The 21031-nt window shown below is 55.2% G+C and carries 16 protein-coding genes and 5 tRNA genes; 4 read left to right on the top strand and 17 right to left on the bottom strand.

The genetic code is table 11. The features are described from left to right. Positions 1 to 10: 10 nt before the first annotated feature. Positions 11 to 2566: a class I adenylate cyclase gene (locus tag IBT46_RS22970; RefSeq protein WP_200547540.1), complete on the bottom strand. Its 2556-nt coding sequence runs from the start codon at positions 2564 to 2566 to the stop codon at positions 11 to 13. A gap of 298 nt (positions 2567 to 2864) precedes the next feature. On the opposite strand from IBT46_RS22970, the gene hemC reads away from it, so the two are divergent. Genes hemC through hemY form a run of 4 tightly spaced genes read left to right on the top strand, consistent with a single transcriptional unit; the run spans position 2865 to position 6941 of the window. After that, positions 2865 to 3806 carry a hydroxymethylbilane synthase gene (gene hemC, locus IBT46_RS22965; RefSeq protein ID WP_200547539.1) on the top strand — a complete coding sequence of 314 codons (942 nt, stop codon included), beginning with the start codon at positions 2865 to 2867 and terminating at the stop codon, positions 3804 to 3806. Next, a complete protein-coding gene (gene hemD / locus IBT46_RS22960; RefSeq protein WP_200547538.1) occupies positions 3803 to 4552 on the top strand; it encodes a uroporphyrinogen-III synthase in 750 nt (249 codons plus the stop codon). The genes hemC and hemD overlap by 4 nt, the downstream gene beginning before the upstream one ends. 56 nt (positions 4553 to 4608) lie before the next feature. Continuing rightward, the gene (gene hemX, locus IBT46_RS22955) at positions 4609 to 5748 is read left to right on the top strand and encodes a uroporphyrinogen-III C-methyltransferase (protein ID WP_200547537.1); all 1140 of its coding nucleotides are present in this window, start codon (positions 4609 to 4611) and stop codon (positions 5746 to 5748) included. 2 nt (positions 5749 to 5750) lie between these two features. Beyond that, the gene (hemY, locus tag IBT46_RS22950) at positions 5751 to 6941 is read left to right on the top strand and encodes a protoheme IX biogenesis protein HemY (RefSeq protein WP_200547536.1); all 1191 of its coding nucleotides are present in this window, start codon (positions 5751 to 5753) and stop codon (positions 6939 to 6941) included. 761 nt (positions 6942 to 7702) lie between these two features. Here the strand turns inward: hemY and IBT46_RS22945 are convergent. The 16 genes from IBT46_RS22945 to rho form a co-directional block, all read right to left on the bottom strand. Next, positions 7703 to 7779: transfer RNA gene (locus IBT46_RS22945), tRNA-Pro, on the bottom strand. 76 nt (positions 7780 to 7855) lie between these two features. Beyond that, a tRNA-Pro gene (locus tag IBT46_RS22940) sits at positions 7856 to 7932 on the bottom strand. A 30-nt stretch (positions 7933 to 7962) separates the two neighbouring features. After that, positions 7963 to 8049, bottom strand: a tRNA-Leu gene (locus IBT46_RS22935). A 13-nt stretch (positions 8050 to 8062) separates the two neighbouring features. After that, positions 8063 to 8138, bottom strand: a tRNA-His gene (locus IBT46_RS22930). Positions 8139 to 8232: 94 nt separating this feature from the next. Beyond that, a tRNA-Arg gene (locus tag IBT46_RS22925) sits at positions 8233 to 8309 on the bottom strand. Positions 8310 to 8487: 178 nt separating this feature from the next. Further along, on the bottom strand, positions 8488 to 9228 hold the full coding sequence (gene wecG, locus IBT46_RS22920; protein WP_105595141.1) for a lipopolysaccharide N-acetylmannosaminouronosyltransferase: 741 nt from the start codon (positions 9226 to 9228) through the stop codon (positions 8488 to 8490). A 22-nt stretch (positions 9229 to 9250) separates the two neighbouring features. Further along, positions 9251 to 10618 carry an ECA oligosaccharide polymerase gene (gene wzyE / locus IBT46_RS22915; RefSeq protein ID WP_200547535.1) on the bottom strand — a complete coding sequence of 456 codons (1368 nt, stop codon included), beginning with the start codon at positions 10616 to 10618 and terminating at the stop codon, positions 9251 to 9253. Beyond that, positions 10615 to 11691, bottom strand: a complete 1077-nt coding sequence (locus IBT46_RS22910; RefSeq protein WP_200547534.1) for a TDP-N-acetylfucosamine:lipid II N-acetylfucosaminyltransferase — start codon at positions 11689 to 11691, stop codon at positions 10615 to 10617. Before IBT46_RS22910 ends, wzyE begins: the two co-directional genes overlap by 4 nt. After that, complete coding sequence (wzxE, locus tag IBT46_RS22905) at positions 11691 to 12938, bottom strand: lipid III flippase WzxE (protein ID WP_200547574.1); 1248 nt, start codon at positions 12936 to 12938, stop codon at positions 11691 to 11693. Before wzxE ends, IBT46_RS22910 begins: the two co-directional genes overlap by 1 nt. 1 nt (position 12939) lies before the next feature. After that, complete coding sequence (gene rffA, locus IBT46_RS22900; RefSeq protein WP_200547533.1) at positions 12940 to 14070, bottom strand: dTDP-4-amino-4,6-dideoxygalactose transaminase; 1131 nt, start codon at positions 14068 to 14070, stop codon at positions 12940 to 12942. Then, on the bottom strand, positions 14067 to 14762 hold the full coding sequence (gene rffC / locus IBT46_RS22895; protein WP_234480254.1) for a dTDP-4-amino-4,6-dideoxy-D-galactose acyltransferase: 696 nt from the start codon (positions 14760 to 14762) through the stop codon (positions 14067 to 14069). Before rffC ends, rffA begins: the two co-directional genes overlap by 4 nt. A gap of 36 nt (positions 14763 to 14798) precedes the next feature. Continuing rightward, the gene (gene wecC / locus IBT46_RS22890) at positions 14799 to 16061 is read right to left on the bottom strand and encodes a UDP-N-acetyl-D-mannosamine dehydrogenase (protein WP_200547531.1); all 1263 of its coding nucleotides are present in this window, start codon (positions 16059 to 16061) and stop codon (positions 14799 to 14801) included. Beyond that, entirely contained in the window at positions 16058 to 17188 is a 1131-nt protein-coding gene (gene wecB / locus IBT46_RS22885; protein WP_200547530.1) for a non-hydrolyzing UDP-N-acetylglucosamine 2-epimerase, read from the bottom strand. Before wecB ends, wecC begins: the two co-directional genes overlap by 4 nt. A gap of 10 nt (positions 17189 to 17198) precedes the next feature. Beyond that, positions 17199 to 18260, bottom strand: coding sequence for an ECA polysaccharide chain length modulation protein (gene wzzE / locus IBT46_RS22880; protein ID WP_200547529.1), 1062 nt, complete (start codon positions 18258 to 18260; stop codon positions 17199 to 17201). Positions 18261 to 18306: 46 nt separating this feature from the next. Continuing rightward, positions 18307 to 19395, bottom strand: coding sequence for a UDP-N-acetylglucosamine--undecaprenyl-phosphate N-acetylglucosaminephosphotransferase (gene wecA, locus IBT46_RS22875; protein WP_200547528.1), 1089 nt, complete (start codon positions 19393 to 19395; stop codon positions 18307 to 18309). A 287-nt stretch (positions 19396 to 19682) separates the two neighbouring features. Further along, positions 19683 to 20942, bottom strand: a complete 1260-nt coding sequence (gene rho / locus IBT46_RS22870) for a transcription termination factor Rho (RefSeq protein WP_105595131.1) — start codon at positions 20940 to 20942, stop codon at positions 19683 to 19685. Between the last annotated feature and the right edge of the window lie 89 nt (positions 20943 to 21031).

Below are 21031 nucleotides of genomic sequence, written 5' to 3'. Positions count from 1 at the left end.
GCCAGCGGCCTCAATGCATCTGATAGCGCTGGGGATAATCGCTGCTGATTTCACTGTTCGGCACGGCAGCGCAAAGCTGAGTCAGCGTCTGGCTGCGGAAGGGAATCACCTGGAATCGCTCTTCAACCTGAACAATTTGATAGAACTGCGGCAGGTTAAAGTTAATAAAGCTGGAGCCGTAGGTGAAACGATCGTGCGATGACGAATAGAAACGGCTGACGTCACGCACCAGCTCTTCCTTGCTGCCTTCGCAGTGATGATAAACTTCCACTCGGTTGGTTTCATCCAGGATATAGATATTGAAGCCGTGATCGTCGAGTGTATCTTCGAAGAAGAACTGGATAATGCCTTCGCTGGCATAGCCATTGACCACCGCCGGCAGCCGGCTCTGATTCGTTTCAACCTTCAGCGACAGGCCGTGAAGCTTGTTGTTAGAGATCGCACCGTAAAATTCAACGGCATTTTCCAGCTTCTGTACCGAAACGCTCAGGCGCTCAAAGAACAGTCCCCATGTCTGCCCCGCCACGCGCAGCGCTTTGAAGCGGCCTGGCTCCTGGCGAGTGCTGGAAAGCCGCAGCTCAACGCACTCTGAAACCAGCTGTTGAACACGGGTACGGATCAGCCCACGCAGGTGCTGGCTGTAGCAGAAGACCTCTACCGCATCCGGCGGCGCGGCATCCTGATGCATTTTGCCCAGAATGGTTTTCAGCGCCTCAATCATCGCCTGCTCGCCGTTAAAGTGCAGCGTACGCACTTCATTCCACGAGTTGCGATACAGCAGATCGACGCTACCAACCAGACACTGCTGCTCAGCACCAAAGCTGAACACATCCAGCTTGCGGAAATCAAAATGAACCACCTGATTACGGAAGGCCGAAGTCGGGTCGTATTCCAGGTTAACGATGATCGCCAGATGGCGGATCTCGCAGGGACTGTAGAGCGCTTTTGGCGTTGGCGCTGGCAGGCGCAGCGGGAAATGGTGCGATACATCGGCAACCAGCTCCTGCAGGCGGGCAAGATCACAAACCTCGTTGCCCTTCATATGCAGCCGCGTTTTGCTGGTCAGCAGACCGTTAAACCACGCCCACGCCACCAGCTTGTTCAGATAGCGGTTATATTCCAGCGGCTGATGGCTGATGATGGAACTCATATCCGGCGACTGATTGTACAGATACCAGCCCGCGCGGTTGGCGCGGCCATTCGGGACATGGATAAAGGTCAGATGCTGCTCGGACAGATCGGGAGAGATCTGTGGATTGACCAGCGTCACCTTACCCGGTAATGCTTCGAAAGCGGCATAAAGCTTACGCGTTAATACGCCAATATCCTGCGGACTGGCGCTGACGCTAAGATTATTACGGCGGGCAAAGCGGATCAGGTTGCGATAACTCTGCATCATCGCATCCAGTAATTCATTATGGGCCTCGCGCACCCGGCCGATTTTCCAGTCGGCCCGGCTGTCCAGTACCTCAAGACGCTGCGTATCCCAACCCCATTCCGTTACCAGCTGGCTGAGTATTTCCCGACGCCAGCCGGAGTGCTCAGTCTCCTGAGACAGTTTCTCACACACTTTGAGGTAGAAACATCGGCGTACCAGGTCAAGACGCGCATGATCGTCAATGCTAATAAGGTAACGTGTGACTCGCTCCAGCATCATGCAGTACGGGTCCAGACCGTAGGAAACGATCTCGCCATCGTGCAGGCGCTGTTTAATGTCCATCGCCAGCAGACGAGTATCCGGGTATTCCCACGAATACGCTTCCAGCAGCAGCGTTTTCAACACGGCCTTATAAGGGGAGTCAATGCTCTTGTACAGCTGCCACAGGCTGGCACCAAAGTACTCTTCCGCCGACAGCGTACCCAGGCCACCGAGATCCAGCCATTCGTTCGGCGTCAGCACGCCCTGCTGATACAGCGACATCACATAGTCGTCGTAGTGCTCTTCTTCCTCACGCGGCACCATATTCCACAGAATACGTTTCCCCGCCATGCGGACCGCCGTGCGGTAAAACTCATCCAGCAGCAGAATGTGTTGGGTTGAACCGCAGTCCTCGCCGCCGAGGCTGCCACTTTCGTTGTGGCGGAAGCGGTTTTCATCAATCAGGAAGAAGCTGACCTCAACGCCCATCGCCGCACACCAGTTTTGTAGCAGCGTGCATTTTTTCTGCAGGGCCAGACGTTCTTGATTGTCCAGCCACGACTGGTGGCAGACCCAGATATCAAGATCGGATGTGGCATTTTGCCCGACGGAAGACGTGCTCCCCATGGAATACACCCCGGTAATCGGCATTTCGCCGCGCGGAGGTGCGGTCACGGAGCTGTCTGATTTCACTTGCAAATCATTAAGATAGACAAGTTGATTTTCATCAGGCGTGTAGAAGCTGATGCCATGTGGAACGTTACCCTCAAGGTAACCCGGCATCAGCGGATGATGATAATGTAGTAAGGTCGGCAGCAGACTGTAAACCTGTTGGAACGCAGGTCCCATCGCAGCCAGTGCGCGATCGACGCGCAGCTGGTTAATGGCATCCAATCTCTGTTTCAGTGTCTCAATGTAGAGGTACAAGACGTCTCGCCTGATTATCCCAGTGCTTACACCCTTAGAGAGAAGGGTATACAAGAACTCTTTTTTCCAAAATCTGCCGTTTGCTTTAAAAATAGTCGTGCAGATTATTGCTGGAAACGTGATCAATCTAACATCAGACAGATTGACCGTAAAGAAAGTTGCGCTAGTTAACAGTTTAGCACATTTTTGCGCCAAACCATCGCGATGCTTCTCCAGACGGTCGTTTAAATGCTATTCACTGACAGCCTTCGCGGTTAAATGATAGGATAATCAATGAACGATCAAAACGGTATTGAGCATGTCAGACAAAATTTTAAGAATAGCAACCAGACAAAGCCCCCTGGCCTTATGGCAGGCAGAATATGTACAGCAGCGCCTGATCGCCTGCCATCCCGGGCTGCGCGTTGAGCTGGTGCCTATGGTTACACGCGGCGATGTGATCCTTGATACCCCACTGGCTAAAGTGGGCGGTAAAGGGCTGTTCGTTAAAGAACTTGAGCAGGCAATGCTCACCGATCGCGCCGATATCGCCGTGCATTCAATGAAAGATGTACCGGTTGAATTCCCGGAAGGGCTGGGCCTGGTGACCATCTGCGAGCGTGAAGACCCGCATGATGCTTTTGTCTCTCATCATTATGCTTCCGTTGATGCACTGCCACATGGCGCGATTGTTGGCACCTCAAGCTTGCGCCGTCAGTGCCAGATTAGTGCCCGTCGCCCGGACCTGGTGATCCGCTCTCTGCGCGGCAACGTCGGTACTCGCCTGGGCAAGCTGGATGCCGGTGAATATGATGCCATTATTCTTGCCGTAGCCGGTCTGAAGCGTCTTGGGCTGGGCGATCGAATCCGCCAGGTTATGCCCGCTGAAGAATCGCTGCCCGCCGTCGGTCAGGGTGCAGTCGGCATTGAGTGCCGCCTTGACGATACCGAAACCATTAGCCTGCTGGCTGCACTGAATGATGCAGATACAGCCTGCCGGGTTCGTGCCGAGCGAGCAATGAACACGCGTCTGGAAGGCGGTTGTCAGGTGCCGATTGGCAGCTATGCGGTGCTGGAAGGGGATCAACTATGGCTGCGTGGCCTGGTCGGTTCACCGGACGGCAGTCGGATGATTTGCGGTGAGCGTCGAGGCCCACGCGGCGATGCAGAACAGATGGGGATCTCACTGGCAGAAGAGTTGCTGGACAACGGCGCCAGGGAGATTCTGGCTGAAGTTTATCAGGGAAATCCGCCAGCATGAATATCCTGGTCACCCGCCCGTCACCGGCCGCTGACCAACTGGTCAGCAGGCTGCGTAGCCGCGGGCAGGCTGCCTGGGCGTTCCCTCTGATTGAATTCACTCCGGGGAGTCAGCTCGATCTCCTTCCCTCGCGGCTTGATGCACTCAGGCCAGACGATCTGGTCTTTATCCTTTCCCAGCATGCCATTCACTATGCTAATCCGGCGATAACGCAGGTTGGCAAGACCTGGCCCGCCAGTCTGAACTATTATGCAATAGGCCGTAGCACGGCGTTGGCGATGCACGCGGTAAGCGGACATTCGGTCGTCTGGCCGCACGAGCAGGAAATCAGTGAAATTTTGATCCAATTGCCTGAGCTTCAGCAGGTCGCCGGCAGGAAAGCGCTAATACTGCGCGGTAACGGTGGCCGTGAATTGCTGGGGGAAACTTTGCATAACCGTGGTGCTCAGGTAGAGTTTATTGAATGCTATCAACGTTGTGCAAAGCATTATCACGGTGCTGAAGAAGGCCGCAGATGGCGAGATCGCGGGATTGATACGCTGGTGGTGACCAGTGGAGAAATGCTGCAACAGCTCTACGCCCTGTTTCCCGTCATCGACCGGGATGCATGGTTATTGCACTGTCGGCTGGTGGTCGTCAGTGAACGTTTAGCCACTCTGGCCAGGGATTTGGGCTGGGCGAACGTCTGTGTCGCCGGGGGTGCCGATAATGACGCGCTGCTGCGCGCACTGGACTTATACTCTTAAGATTTCGCGAGCGGGAAGATTAAGGTATATCACACTTAAATATGGGATGAGCCATTATGACGGAACAAAAAGATTCCTCCGCCATGGTTGAAGATGTTACCTCTGAGGTTAAAGACTCAACCTCCGGGCAGCCGCCTTCGGATAAATCAAAAAATCACGGCGTCGTTTTAGGCGCGGTGGCAATTGCCATTGCATTAGCACTGGGTGTTGGCCTGTGGCTGAATGGCAAACATCAGGCCGCGCAGCAGGAAGAAGCGCGCCAGGCGCTTGCCGCTCAAATTGCCGATTTACAGCAGCAGTCTACCCGCGATAAGCAGTCGCTGATCGAGCAACTTTCGGCGCAAACCCGGGCGCTGGATACCGCTCAGCAGCAGCAGGCCGCACTGAGCCAGCAGCTGGATGAACTGAAACAAAAAGTGGCGACCATCTCCGGGAACGACGTGCATACCTGGATGCTGTCACAGGCGGATTACCTGGTCAAAATGGCTGGCCGCAAGCTGTGGAGCGATCAGGATGTCACAACGGCGGCGGCGCTGCTAAAAAGTGCCGATGCCAGCCTGGCCGACATGAACGATCCGAGCCTGCTCGAGGCACGCCGTGCACTCACTCACGATATCAGCACCCTTTCTGCACTCAGCCAGGTTGACTATGATGGCATCATCCTCAAGCTGAACCAGCTGTCTAACGGCATTGACAACCTGCGCCTTGCCGATAATGATAACGACGATGCGCCGATGGACGCGAACAGCAGCGAACTGTCGTCATCTTTGCGTGAATGGCGGCAAAATCTGGTAAAAAGCTGGCATAACTTCATGGATGACTTTATTACCATCCGCCGCCGCGATGCCACTGCAGAACCCCTGCTGGCACCAAACCAGGATGTCTATCTGCGTGAGAATATCCGTTCACGTCTGCTGATTGCCGCACAGGCCGTGCCGCGTCATCAGGATGAGATCTATAAACAGTCGATTGATACCGTGTCCGGCTGGGTTCGCGCCTGGTATGACACTAACGATGCCAATACCAAAGCCTTCCTCGATCAGCTGGATGAACTCAGCCAGCAAAGCGTCTCAATGGATGTTCCTGACTCACTGGAGAGCCAGCCGCTGCTTGATAAGCTGATGCAGACACGTGTGCGTAACCTGCTGGCGCAGCCCGCTGCGACTCCGGCCACTCCACAGCCGCAGGGAGAATAACGATGTTAAAAGTTCTTCTACTGTTTCTGCTGTTGATTGCCGGTGTTGTTCTCGGCCCAATGATCGCGGGTCATCAGGGCTACGTGCTGATTCAGACCGATAACTGGAATATTGAAACCAGCGTGACCGGCATGGTGATTATTTTGATCCTGTCACTGCTGGTGATCCTGGGTATTGAGTGGCTGCTACGTCGCATTTTCCGCACCGGAGCTCGCACTCGTGGCTGGTTTACCGGCAGGAAGCGCCGCAGCGCGCGCCGACAGACTCAGGCCGCACTGGTGAAACTGGCGGAAGGCGACCATCAGCAGGTTGAAAAACTGCTTTCGCGCAATGCCGATCATGCAGAACAGCCGATGATCAATTATCTGCTGGCGGCTGAAGCAGCACAGCAGCGCGGTGATGAAGCACGAGCCAATCAGCATCTTGAACGCGCTACCGAACTAAACGATGGCGATCCGCTGCCGGTGGAGATTACCCGCGTGCGTATTCAGCTGGCGCGCAATGAGGATCATGCCGCACGTCACGGGATCGACCGTCTTCTGGAGATCGCCCCGCGCCATCCGGAAGTGCTACGTCTGGCGGAACAGGCCTATATCCGCACCGGTGCCTGGAGCGCGCTGCTGGATATTCTGCCTGCGATGGAGAAAGTGAAGCTCGGCGACGACAACCATCGTATCGCTCTACAGCAGCAGGCCTGGCTGGGCCTGATGAATCAGGCAATGGCCGATCAGGGCAGCGATGGTCTGAAACGCTGGTGGCAAAATCAGAGCCGTAAAACGCGGCATGAAACCGCACTGCAGGTGGCAATGGCGGATCATCTTATCGTCTGTGACGACCATGAGACCGCGCAGCAAATTGTACTGGACGGCCTTAAGCGCCAGTATGATGAACGCCTGGTTCTGCTGATGCCGCGCCTGAAGTCCGGCAATCCAGAGCAGCTGGAAAAAGCCCTCCGCCAGCAGATCAAGCAGCACGGTGCCACGCCGCTGCTCCACAGCACGCTGGGGCAGCTGCTGATGCAGCACGGTGAGTGGGAACAGGCCAGCGAAGCCTTCCGCGCTGCGCTACAGCAGCGGCCTGACGCGTTTGACTATGCCTGGCTGGCTGACACGCTGGACCGTCAACACAAGCCGGCAGAAGCTGCGGAAATGCGACGTGAAGGTTTGCTGCTGACGCTGAAAAATAATTCCTGAGCCACGGCTGAAGCGTCACGGACTCTTCGTTGTGGCGCTGCTGTTTGCGGGTTGATCAAACCGCTATCTTTCTGAGATAGCGGTTTTTTTCGCTTAGGGCAAAAAAAAACACCTGCCCAAGGACAGGTGTAACGATCAGGTCGGTTAAGACAACCGATTGGTACCCGACTCAACGTTGTGCCCTGGATTCCAATAAGGCGTTAGCGATATTGGCTGGCTGGACAACGGGTACCGTAAAGTGGCTCTGCGTCATTCCCAGGTTTATGAAGCATCAGCAAACATAAGGGGTGGAATGAGCATCTACAGTTATAGTGTTGCACAGCCTGTGCCAGAATGGCACTTCCATAATTCCTAATATTCTACTGCTATGATTTTTATCACTTTTAATGTCATTTTTAGCATTACTTCATCTCCCACCGCCGTCGTCAAAAACGGACACCAGCCTTGATAAAGCGTCTCCAGATGGAGACAACCACTGCATAGTTAGGTAAATCTATTTAAAAACAATGCATTACATGTCTCAAGTTGGAGACAAAAAGCAAAATTAGTGAGAACGGCAAACATCATTAGATAGGGGAGTGTTTGTATAGAAGAGAGTGTGCACGCCACTGGCTCAATCCGATATGGACGAAATTCAAATGTGTATCGTGCGAACGAAAATAGCAGGTATGGCAGGTATTACTAAGAAGGGGGAAACCGTAAGATAAAAATGGCTAAATTAAAGACGAAAAAAACCTGCTTTTTCAAGCAGGTTTCTTAATTGGTCGGCGAGAGAGGATTCGAACCTCCGACCCACTGGTCCCAAACCAGTTGCGCTACCAAGCTGCGCTACTCGCCGAACTGTACTACCTTACTGCATCGCTCAAAACCCTCAGGCTTTAAGCAAAAACCCCGCTACTGCAGGATTTTAAAATTGGTCGGCGAGAGAGGATTCGAACCTCCGACCCACTGGTCCCAAACCAGTTGCGCTACCAAGCTGCGCTACTCGCCGAACATAACTTCTTTTCACTTAAAGATTTTGTGGTGCGAAGAGAGGGACTTGAACCCTCACGTCCGTAAGAACACTAACACCTGAAGCTAGCGCGTCTACCAATTCCGCCACCTTCGCATTCAACAAAATCTGGGGTGGCTAATGGGACTCGAACCCACGACAACTGGAATCACAATCCAGGGCTCTACCAACTGAGCTATAGCCACCACAACTACTTCCGACTTCTTACTACTTACTACTTACTACTTACTACTTATAACGCGGTAATGATACCACCGCAGCTCTTGCGCACAAACTTAATGGCGCGCCCGACAGGATTCGAACCTGAGACCTCTGCCTCCGGAGGGCAGCGCTCTATCCAGCTGAGCTACGGGCGCGTAGCGCCGTTGCGGATGTGCATACTACGGACAGGAGCCTTACCTGTCCAGTGCTTTTTTCACAAAAAAACGCGTTTGATTACGCTTTGTGCATTCCGTCTAAACTCGCAGCATTTTTCCGCCTTTTCGGACGGAAAAACCACGGCAGCAACGAATTACCGTCGCAATTTATCCAGAATTAAAGATCGCCTTTCCAGTGATAGTTGAGATATTTCAGCAGTCTGAGCTGGCGTTTAAGACGCGACGGTTGTGAAAGTAAGCGATAGAGCCACTCCAGACCCATTTTTTGCCAAATTCTGGGGGCGCGTTTAACGTGGCCGGTAAACACATCGTAGGTGCCCCCCACACCCATATACAACGCATCCGGATAAAAAGCCTTGCAGTCACGCATTAGCAGCTCCTGCCGAGGCGATCCCATTGCCACCGTGACCAGCTTTGCTCCGCTGGCAACGATACGCGCCAGCAGTGCATCGCGCTGGTCAGGCGTGAAATAGCCATCCTGCGCCCCCACGATATTCACATTCCACTGACGGCGCAGTTTATCCTGGGTTTGCTCAAGCACGTCAGGACGCCCGCCAATGAGAAACACCGGCGTACCCTCGCGCCCGGCCCTCTCCATGAGTGCTTCCCACAGATCGGCCCCGGCAATCCGGGATACCTGAGCCTGCGGGTACTTCTTACGAATCGAACGCACAATGCTGATGCCGTCGGCATAGCGATATTCGGCAGCGGTAATGAGATTAAAGATTTCGGCATCATTTTCCGCCGTCAAAACCTTTTCCGCATTGATCGCTACCAACGTTCCACTCTTCAGCTTTCCATCCTGATTGAGGTAATCAACAAACTCCGCCATATCGCGAAACCCGGCCAGCGACAGGCCACGAATTTGATACTGCGGCACGGTTACAGAGGCATGCATGGTATTTACCTTAAGTCTGAAATCAAAACGGCCCGCTTGCCGCATCCGGCTGTGCGGCGAGCGGGCGAATACCGGTACGGTCGCGGACTAAGCCCGCGCTATCCAGTAACCAGTACAGCAGCTTCGCCACCACCACGCAGACCGCAAAAATGACACAGAAGAACACCACTCTGGAAGCAAACGCATCCAGACCTTCTCGCGCCAGTACAATCATGTTAAACACCGCACCAAAGCAGAAGCTTTGCAGGATCGCGGCCTTATAGCGGTTCTGTTCCTGCTGGCCTTTTTCATACAGCCAGTCAAACCATTTAATAATCAGCCCGACCGCAACGGCACCGAGTGGAATAAACAGCGCGCCGCCCATGACCAGCAGTGAGCCAATAACCGTCGGTGATATCGCCAGACCGGAGTGGTTATCCAGTACTTCCCAGGTAAAGTAGTTCGCACTGTTCAGCACCAGTGACGGGCGACCGTGCCACAGCCAGCTGGGAATGAATACGTAGAAATCCCGTACGATCGGTGCCAGCCCCTGGAAACTGATTTTGTCGTAGTTTTGCAGCAGTAACCCCAGATTCTCCCACGGCGAGAACGTATCGCGGGTGAGGTAGAGGAAGGTGTAAAACGCCTCCGAGCCGCTCACATCCAGGTTATAGCGTTTCAGCGCCAGCCAGAACATGCCGACAATACCGCCGACGCCCGCCAACATCAGCATCCACAGGGTGATCCAGCCGCGGATAATGCCGATAAACAGGAACAGGGCGAAGGCGATAATAATGTTGGCGCGCGTACCGCCCACAATCACATAGGTCAGCAATCCGAAGGCAACGGTACTGACTAAAAACAGCAGCCAGCTGCGAAAATCCTGCTTCAGGAAGTAGACCACCAGCATCGCCGGGATAAAGAAGTAGAAGAAACGCTTCAGGGCAACGCCCGAAACATCCGCCGAGAAAATCTGACTGTAGCTGTGCAGTTTGAACAGCAGGAAGCCGTTGTGCATGAAGAACACGCTGACCGTGCCCAGCGCGACCAGCGCCAGCAATATCCAGCTCAGATTCGCCTCCACCCGGTTGATGGTGAACACCTGCCGCGGTGGCCTGGTGCTGCGTGCCCGCAGCCGGGTTTTATAGCTTACGAAGTAGATGGCATAGAAGCAGCTCGCCGCCAGCAACGCCTGTAGCAGGAATTCCGGCGGCACCACGGCGACGTTAAAGCCAAACACCAGCACGCTGGTAAACGGAAAACCAAAGAAGAAGGTCAGCAAGAACAGCAGCGAGAAGAAAACATTAAAATTGAACCGCACCCGGCGGAACTCGCGCCAGGTCAGCGTCAGGATAAATCCAGCGCCCAGCAGCCAGACCACCAACAGCCCGGAAAATTCTAATAAACTCATACGCTTTCTCCCTCAACCAGCCGCAGTGCCTGCTGCCAGCCCGCCAGATAGCCCGGTTCAAAAAAGGCAATCTGCTGCTTATCCATCAGGCTCAGCTGCCGCTGCGCCTCGCTGACCGTTGCGGAATCCAGCGCGTCACCGGTAAACAGTACCGGCACCTGCTGCTCAACCAGATCCTGCCAGAACGGGTTTTTACGATTCAGGACAAACGGAATGTTGGCCTGAATCAGCAGGCACAGCGTGCCGATCCCCTGCTGGCGTTCAAAGATAAACCAGCCGAGATCGCAGCCGGAGATCAGCTGCAGATAGTCACTGAATTCAATTTTCTCCGTCAGCAGCTGTACCTGACCGGAGGTAAACAGCGCATCGGCTGCAGCACGCACGCGGGAGATATAGACGTCATTATTCGCCGGATAGCCCAGCGGCACGACAACCTTCACTTCATCGCCGAACTGCTGATGGATCTCCTGTAGCGCCTGGATATGCCGGTTGCTGGCGTCGCCCGAATTGCCCAGTAGGATCGTCAGTGGGCCTTGATGAGGCTGAGCGACAGGGACATTCTGCGCCAGGCGCGTTGGGAAATAGAGCAGCGACGCGGGCACGCGCGGGTGGCGCTGATGGAAATGATTGATGTCACCCCGTGTAGCAAACACCTGCGCCACGCGCTTCTGCGCCTGCCGACGCAGCAGATAGAACAGGCGGAATTTCAGGCTGGTCGCATCCTCGTACAGATCCGCTCCCCAGATATGCCAGTAGAGCTGTGAGCGCGAAATCTTCCCCGCCAGCAGCGCCAGCCAAAGCTTAGGGTTAAACTGGCCGTGGCAGAAGAAGCGCGTTTCACGCTGCCGACGGGCCAGATCGATGACCGCTTCGGCCAGCGCGCTTTTATCGGCAAACACGCAAATTTGCAGCCGGGGATACTGCTCAGCCACAGAGGGCTGGTTTGACACCAGCCAGAACTGACGCGGAACCTTCGTGGGCACCACGTCATAAATTACCTGGTTAAAAAAGCCCAGAACCGTCTGATTATGATGCGGTATATCCGAGCCTAAAAGATGGATTACTGTGGTCATTATCGTCTACGGTAGAGAGTAAATACGCCTGCACAGAGCGCAAAGTAAGCGATATAGGTCGCCATATATGCCTGCGCTGCCCCTGCCGCACCGTGCAGCGGGATCAGCCAGCGGGAAAATCCAGTGAGCAGGATAAACTGGCTCACTTCGGTCAGAATGTAAAAACGCAGTGATGCCTTCGCGATCACCAGATAGCCGAAGACGTAGCAGCCGACCTTCAGCACATCGCCAATCAGCTGCCAGACAAACAGGTCGCGCATGCCGGTAAACTGGCTGGAGAACAGCAGCCAGATGGCAAAGTCGCGCAGCAGCCAGACGCAAAAACTGGCCGCCATTACCGCCGGGAGAACAAAGCGCAGCGCGCGAATGATCTCCCGAGAAATATCCGCTTTATTCTCCAGTCTCGCCAGCGTTGGCAGCAGCCAGACGCTAAACGAAGCGGTAATAAACTGCAGATAAGCGTCGGAGATGCTGCTCACCCCCTGCCACAGCCCTACCTGCTCCCAGCCCGCATGTTCCTGTAGCAGATTCCGCATCATCACCCACGCTACCGGCAGCGTGACGGCGGTAATCAGCGCCATCACCGTAAACTTGCCGAGCTGACGGGCATACTGCGGCTGCCACACCGGTAGCAGATAGCGCATCGGCAGATGGTCACGACGGGCCAGCACCGCCATCGCCGGGATCATCACCAGCGCAGGCACCATCGCCAGCCCAACCAGCGCGCCGCTGTAGTCGCCCAACCAGTAGCAGACAAACCATGCCGCCACGCCGATGATGCTGCCCACAATCAGCGCCAGCGCATTACCGGCCGCATCGCGGAAGCCTTTGACGATCGCCAGCGCCAGGTTAGCCCAGGCGATGCCCAGCTGTAAAAACGCCACGATACGAATCACCTGCTGGTACTTCACATCATCAAACAGCGCCTGGCTGATGGGGGCGGCAAACAGCAGGAAACCGACCGCCAGCAGCAGCGAGAACCCGAGAACCATCGCCGACGCCGTGCCGGTCACCGCACGCAGCTCCTTCGGCTGCTGCTGATGCTGCGCCACCAGCTTGGTCACGCCGTTGAAGATCCCTGCTCCGGCCAGCACGCCCAGCACGGTAATCAGCTGGCGGAAGTTACCCGCCTGCCCCACGCCCGACGGGCCGTACGACACCGCCAACATCTTTACCACCAGCAACCCGGCGGCAATCTTAATCAGCGTGGACGCGGCGGTCCACACGGAAGCTCTGGCCAGCGACATATCAGGAAAGATAGCTGCGTAAGGAGCCAATTACCGTTTTCTGATTATTATCAGAAAGGTTATAGAACAGCGGCAGCCTCAGCAGGCGGTCACTGTCCTGCTGGGTATAGCGATCGGTGCCGTGGAAACGGCCAAAGCGCTGCCCGGCAGGCGAACTGTGCAGCGGGATGTAGTGGAACACCGCCATGATTTCGGCCTCTTTCAGCCAGGAAATCAACGTGGTACGGTCGTCGTTATCACGCAGCTTCAGGTAGAACATATGTGCGTTGTGCTCGCAGTCTGCCGGGATGCCCGGCAGAGAGATCCGTCCACGCGCAGCGAACGGTTCCAGCGCGGTGTAATAATTTTGCCAGAGGTGTAAACGCTGCTGGTTGATGCGCTCCGCCGCCTCCAGCTGCGCCCAGAGATAGGCGGCCTGTAAATCGGCCATCAGATAGCTGGAGCCGATGTCGCGCCAGGTATATTTGTCCACCTGCCCACGGAAGAACTGGCTGCGGTTAGTGCCTTTTTCGCGGATGATTTCCGCACGCTCAACCAGCGCCGCATCGTTAATCAGCGTCGCTCCGCCCTCGCCCCCGGCGGTGTAGTTCTTCGTTTCGTGGAAGCTGAAGCAGCCGATATGGCCAATGGTGCCCAGCGCGCGGCCTTTATACGTCGACATCACGCCCTGCGCGGCATCTTCAATCACCCAGAGTTTATGTTTCTTCGCCAGCGCCATGATGGTGTCCATCTCGCAGGCTACGCCGGCATAGTGGACCGGGACAATTGCCTTAGTGCGCTCGGTGATCGCTGCTTCAATCAGCGTCTCGTCAAGATTCATCGTATCCGGGCGCACGTCGATAAAGACAATGGTGGCGCCGCGCAGAACGAAGGCATTGGCGGTAGAGACAAACGTGTAGCTCGGCATAATCACTTCATCGCCGGGCTGGATGTCGATCAGGATCGCGGCCATTTCCAGCGAGGCGGTACAGGACGGGGTCAGCAGCACCTTACTGCTGCCAAACCGCTGTTCCATCCACTGCTGGCAGCGGCGGGTAAAGCCGCCATCGCCGCACAGCTTACCGCTGCCCATGGCCGACTGCATATATTCAAGTTCAGTTCCCACCACCGGTGGTGCGTTAAACGGGATCATGGCGTTTTCCTGTATAACCAGTAGGCGGTACGTTCAATCACGCCACCGCAGCGAAGATAGAGGCGCAGCGCTGCAAGGTTACCCAGCTGCGTTGCAACGTGAAGTCGGGTCAGACGCCGGGCGCGGCACCAGTCATTTGCCGCATCCATCAGCCGCTGGCCAATCCCTAATCCCTGATAAGCGGGCAGCACGGCCAGTAGCCCAATGCGCGCCGTCCGGTCTTCCAGCTCGCGCAGAGAGACAAAGCCCTGCATAGCACCCTGCTCATCCACCGCCAGCAGGCACTGATGGTCGAAAGTGCCGCGAACGGCATTCTCAATCCACTGCGCGTAGAAGCGTCCGCTGTCGCCCACGGCAAACCAGGGCGCACGAAAGCGGCTCCAGATAAAGGCTTCACTCGCCGCCTGCCGCAGGGCCGGAATATGTTCGGCGCGGGCGATGCGAATACCGGTCGGGCGCTCGGCGGGGGTGATGCCCAGCACGCAGTCCGCCTCGCCCTCCACCATGCTGAAGCCCAGGGCGCTGAGCGCATCCAGCTCGGCACTTTGCTGTGCCAGGACTTTCACCTGTACCAGCGGCCAGTCATCCAGTGCGGCGATATCCAGCGGCGTTTCGCCCTGCAATTCCAGCAGGGCACTTTGCTGACCGAAAAATGCATTTTCCCAGGCGAGAGGTTTAAGCGTGGCAAACATACGCACCTCCACGGGCAGGAAAAGCGAATGGGTTAATCATCGCCACACGCCTTTGGTATCGACGATATAGCTCTGCTGCACGGCTTCCGGCCTGATGGCTTTAAACTGGCGGTGATCGACCAGCATCACCAGCACATCTGCCTGCTGAAGCGCATCGTCCAGCGCCAGCAGCGTGACCTTATCGCGCAGTTTTTCCGGTAGCTGGTGTACGTGCGGCTCCACCACCAGCGTACTGCCCTGATGCCAGTCGGCAATCAGTCGGGTGACATGCATCGCAGGGCTTTCCCGCAGATCGTCGATGTCCGGTTTAAACGCCAGACCGAAGCAGGCAATTTTCAGGTCGCTGGCACGCTTATCGCTGGCCATCAGGCACTCTGCTACCCGCTGCTTCACCTGTTCCAGTACCCAGTGGGGTTTAGCATCGTTGACTTCACGCGCGGTGCGGATCAAACGCGACTGCTGGGGGTTTTGCGCGACGATAAACCAGGGATCGACGGCAATACAGTGGCCGCCGACGCCCGGTCCCGGTTGCAGGATATTCACCCGCGGATGGCGGTTAGCCAGGCGGATCAGCTCCCAGACATTAATCTGCTGCTCGGCGCAAATCAGCGAAAGTTCGTTGGCGAAGGCGATGTTAACGTCGCGGAAGCTGTTCTCGGTGAGTTTGCACATTTCCGCGGTACGGGCGTTGGTCACCACGCACTCACCTTCAAGGAACAGGTTGTACAGGTCACAGGCACGCTGCGAACTGGTGGCGGTCATGCCGCCGATGACCCGATCGTTTTTAAACAGCTCAATCATGACCTGCCCCGGCAGCACGCGCTCCGGGCAGTAGGCGATGTGGATATCCGACGCGTCGCCCGCCTGCTGCGGGAAGGTCAGATCGGGGCGTTCGCCGGCCAGCCATTCGGCCATCTGCTCGGTGGCACCGACCGGCGACGTGGACTCCAGGATCACCAGATCGCCTTTCTTCAGCACCGGCGCAACCGAGGCCGCAGCGGCACGGACATAGGACATATCGGGCTGATGGTCGCCCTCAAACGGCGTAGGAACGGCGATCAGAAAAGCGTCAGCGGGTTCCGGCCGGGTGGCGGCACGTAAGAATCCCCCCTCAACGGCGGTTTTCACCACCCGATCGAGGTCAGGTTCAACAATATGGATTTCACCACGGTTGATGGTATCCACTGCGTGGGCATTAACGTCAATGCCGATAACCTGCTTCTGGCGTGAGGCAAAAGCCGCAGCGGTTGGCAGGCCGATATACCCCAGGCCGATAACTGAAATGGTGTTGAAATTCATAATGTAATCCGATTATTTTTTAATGCCTGCACGATGCGCTGGCAGGCGAGCCCGTCGCCGTAGGGATTATGTGCGTGACTCATTGTTTGCCAGGCTGCCTCATCGGTCAGCAGGCGGGTCACTTCACTGACTATTTTAGCGCCATCGGTCCCCACCAGCCTGACCGTACCGGCCTCAATCGCTTCGGGACGTTCAGTGGCATCGCGCATCACCAGCACCGGTTTACCCAGCGACGGCGCTTCTTCCTGGATGCCTCCTGAATCGGTGAGGATCAGCCAGGCCCTGTCCATCAGCCAGACAAACGGCAGGTACTCCTGCGGCTCTATCAGAATGATGTTGTCGATGCCTTTAAGGATACGATTCACCGGCTCGCTGACGTTCGGATTGAGGTGGACCGGATAAACAATTTGCAGCTGCGGATGCAGACGGGCGATTTCAGCCAGTGCGTTACAGATACGCTCAAAACCACCGCCAAAGCTTTCCCGGCGGTGTCCGGTGACCAGCAACAGCTTTTTATCGGCATCGAGAAAAGGGTATCTGGCCGCCAGACCGTTTCGCAGCTTTTCATCGCTTAGCACACGATCCCGCACCCAGAACAGCGCATCAATGACCGTATTGCCCGTAACAAAAATACGCGAGTCAGGCAGATTTTCACGTACCAGGTTCTGCCTGGAACGTTCGGTCGGTGCAAAATGGTAGCTGGCAAGGTGCCCGGTCAGCGTGCGGTTAGCCTCTTCAGGCCAGGGAGAGTAGAGATCTCCGGTGCGTAAACCCGCTTCGATATGCCCGACGGGGATACGGTGATAAAACGCCGCCAGGCTGGCAGCCAGCGTGGTGGTGGTATCGCCATGCACCAGCACCACGTCGGGAGTGAAGTCGGCAAACACCGTTTTCAGCCCTTCAAGGATGCGGCTGGTGATTTCAGTCAGCCCCTGTCCCGGGCGCATGATATTCAGATCGTAATCCGGCACCAGTGAGAACAGATGCAACACCTGATCCAGCATTTCGCGATGCTGGGCAGTAACGCACAGGCGGGACTCTATTTCGTGATCCTGCGCCAGCGCATGGACCAGCGGGGCCATTTTAATTGCCTCGGGGCGCGTGCCAAAAACCGTTAATACTTTCACCGTCGCTCTCTCAATTGGTCCGTTGATTAACAACATGACCTTTGCGAGGTCGGCGTATCAGCGCGGTCCCGGCGCCAGTCAGGACACCTACTGCCCCCCACATGATCATCAATAACAGACGACGCGGGCTGTCGCGGGTTACCGGCTCTTCCGGCGTACGCAGATAGCGCCAGGTCTGGAATGCTTTAACCAGGGTTGGGCCAACATTGAGCGTAGCCAGCATGGCACGGTTCTGGTCGTACTCAACATCGTAAGAAGGTCCGCTGGCGCGCAGGTTTTCCAGCCGCGCCTGCAGCATGGGCCGCCCCAGCAGGAACAGCTCGGAATCCGGTAGCTGCTCGGAAGGCGTATCGGTTTTCGTCTGCTCGAAACCCTGCTGCTGAGCAATCTTTAGCGCCTGCTCAACGCTGTGGATCTCACGATCGTAAATCGCGGTAGCGACCGCTTCCTGACGTTTGATCTGCGCTTTTAGCTGGATGCTGCGCGCCGCCCATGCGCCGGCCAGCTCTTCATTCAGATGCGTCGTTGCGCGTCCATTGGCGAAAGCCACGTACTCGCGCAGCAGCGTATTGGCATCCCCTGAGGTTTCAGCCACCAGCTTAACGGTGTCATTGATGTTTTTCGCCGCATCTGACGGTTGGAACTGGATATTGGCAATCAACTCATCCAATAACGCGGCATTTTCACGCGCGCTCCCGGTTTGGCGCTGCTTGTAGTAATCGGACTGCAGCCAGAAGTCGCGTCGGGTGTCCCAGGCCGCAAGCTGCATGATAAATTCCTGGTAAGCCTCATCCATGACGGTTGGCTGCGGTGCGTTCAGGTTAATATTTCCGGCGCGCTGATCCAGGTTATTGAGGAACTGCTGCTGGGAGTAGAAGCCGGACAGCATGTTGACCGTCGGCCGATCGGTAATCGCCGTGGTACTCCATTTCGGCGTGACCACCAGCGTGTAGAGCCAGGCCAGCAGAGCAAACAGCACACCTCCACCAATAATCCAGAATTTACCGCGCCATAGCGCACAGCAAAGACCGCGAATATCCAGCTCGTTATCGGCAGCAACAGGATGGGTCATACATCATTTCCTTATCGTCAGGGCATCTATCAATCAGTTAAAAAGCTTAGCTGTCATTATTGTTATTACGCAGGCGACGCTTTACACGTTTGATCATTCGCGCAACGCGCCAGGCGCGTTTTATGCAGTAGCCATACAGCATAAAAGCCAGCAAAAACAGGATCAGCATGACCCATTCCGGGGTAAAACTCAGATATTCACCCAGTACCCCAATCGCTGCCAGCAGCGCTGCGGCCAGCGTAATCAGCATAAACGCCTGTCGTGAGGTGAAGCCCGCACGCATTATAAGGTGATGAATATGCTGGCGATCTGCCGAGAATGGGCTCATTCCTTTGCTCAGACGGCGATACATAATAGCGACCATATCCATCAAAGGAATAGCGATCAACCACAGCGCGGTAACCGGGGTAATCGGATGGCTTTCACCCTGAGTTGCGGCCAGCAGAATCCAGATGATCGTGAAGCCGATCAAGGTGCTACCGGCGTCGCCCATAAAGACTTTATAACGACCACCAAACATGCCGAGATTGAGCAGAATATAGGGGACAATGGCCGCGATCATCGTGAAACACCACATCGCCAGGCTGGTCTGGCCGTCAAACAGCAGGATGATGCCCATCGCCATAAATGAAACGCAGGAAAGGCCCCCCAGCAGACCGTCGATACCGTCAACCATATTAAAAGCGTTGATCGCAGCCCAGACGGCAAACAGCGTCAGTACGTAGCCAAATGGGCCAACAACCAGCTCCCAGGGGCCAAAAATATGGCCAAGGCTGAACAAATACAGTTTGGCCTTCACCATCATTACCACGGCGACGCCAGCCTGAACCACGGCGCGAATTTTTACACTAATATCAAAGCGATCGTCGAGTGCACCGACCAGGACAAGGCAGCCTGCACATACCAGATAGAGGCTAAAATGGGGGATGTAATAATCGGAAATGGCAAAAGCGAAGCAGCTGCCGGCAAACACGGAAATACCACCGACCAGCGGGATCACACCCTGATGACGCTTGCGATAGTTGGGTCTGTCCACCAGCCCAATTTTTTTAGCGGCCTTGCGGGCAAAAAATAGAAACGCCAGCGAAAAAACAAAAGTCAGTGCAAGCTCAGTACTCATATTGAGTAAATTCACATTAATCAGCTCTCTGCGAAGAATTGCGTAATGTTATAAGCAAAAATAGTGCCATAATCATCCGTGTAATTCTGATTTTATCGACCAGGACGAGCAAAAATTAACCTCGTTTAATTGCAGTCCTGAACCATACACCAGGTTTAGTTCTCCCTTAACCGGCTAGCGTATAGGTCAAAAACAAAAAACGCCACGACTAAGCGTGGCGTTACCCGAGTTTGTTTTTTGGCGAGGACAACGAAAACGGCAGCGCTTCAGCAGCGCACCGCTTTCAAAGCATCATCAAACCATTACGAACGTTTCATCATGTCGAAGAATTCGTCGTTGGTTTTGGTCATCGCCAGTTTGTTAATGAGGAATTCCATTGCGTCGATTTCACCCATTGGATGAATGATTTTGCGCAATATCCACATTTTCTGCAGCTCTTCGGATGTGGTAAGCAGCTCTTCTTTACGCGTACCTGAACGATTATAGTCGATTGCAGGGAACACGCGCTTCTCAGCGATTTTACGCGCGAGGTGCAGCTCCATGTTGCCGGTACCTTTGAATTCTTCATAGATAACTTCATCCATTTTAGAACCGGTATCGACCAGCGCGGTAGCGATGATGGTCAGGCTTCCGCCCTCTTCAACGTTACGCGCAGCACCGAAGAAACGCTTTGGACGATGCAGGGCGTTCGCATCCACACCACCGGTCAGTACCTTACCAGAGGCAGGAACAACGGTGTTGTAGGCACGCGCCAGACGGGTGATGGAGTCCAGCAGGATGATGACATCCTTTTTATGCTCAACCAGGCGCTTAGCCTTCTCGATCACCATTTCAGCAACCTGCACGTGGCGTGATGCCGGCTCGTCAAAGGTAGAAGCAATCACTTCACCTTTAACCAGACGCTGCATCTCGGTCACTTCTTCCGGACGCTCGTCAATCAGCAGCACCATCAGCACACAGTCAGGATGGTTGTAAGCGATGCTCTGCGCGATATTCTGCAGCAGCATGGTTTTACCAGCTTTCGGCGGTGCCACGATCAGGCCACGTTGGCCACGGCCAATCGGCGATGCCAGATCCAGCACGCGTGCGGTAAGGTCTTCGGTAGACCCGTTACCACGCTCCATACGCAGACGAGAGTTCGCATGCAGCGGAGTTAAGTTTTCAAACAGGATTTTGCTACGCGCATTTTCCGGTTTGTCGTAGTTAACTTCGTTAACTTTCAGCAGCGCAAAGTAACGCTCACCTTCTTTTGGTGGACGGATCTTCCCAGAGATTGTGTCACCAGTGCGGAGGTTGAAGCGGCGGATTTGGCTGGGGGAAACGTAGATGTCATCGGGGCCTGCGAGGTAGGAACTGTCTCCGGAACGGAGGAAACCAAATCCATCCTGGAGTATCTCGAGTACGCCATCGCCGAAGATATCTTCGCCACTTTTAGCATGCTGCTTGAGGATGGCGAAAATAATATCCTGTTTGCGCATACGCGCCAGGTTTTCCAGCCCCATGTTTTCGCCGAGAGTGATCAGGTCAGAAACCGGCGTATTTTTTAATTCGGTAAGATTCATAATGGTGGGTTCTTAAACTCGGGGTAAATCTTGAACTGTTTGTCGTGAATAGTATGGCAAAAGGTCCATGCCTGTTAAATGGCACTCTG

Source organism: Erwinia sp. S38 (genome assembly GCF_016624545.1).
Lineage (GTDB): Bacteria > Pseudomonadota > Gammaproteobacteria > Enterobacterales > Enterobacteriaceae > Erwinia > Erwinia coffeiphila.
The sequence above is the reverse complement of the archived record's forward strand: the minus strand, read 5'-3'. Positions and strand labels throughout refer to the sequence as shown.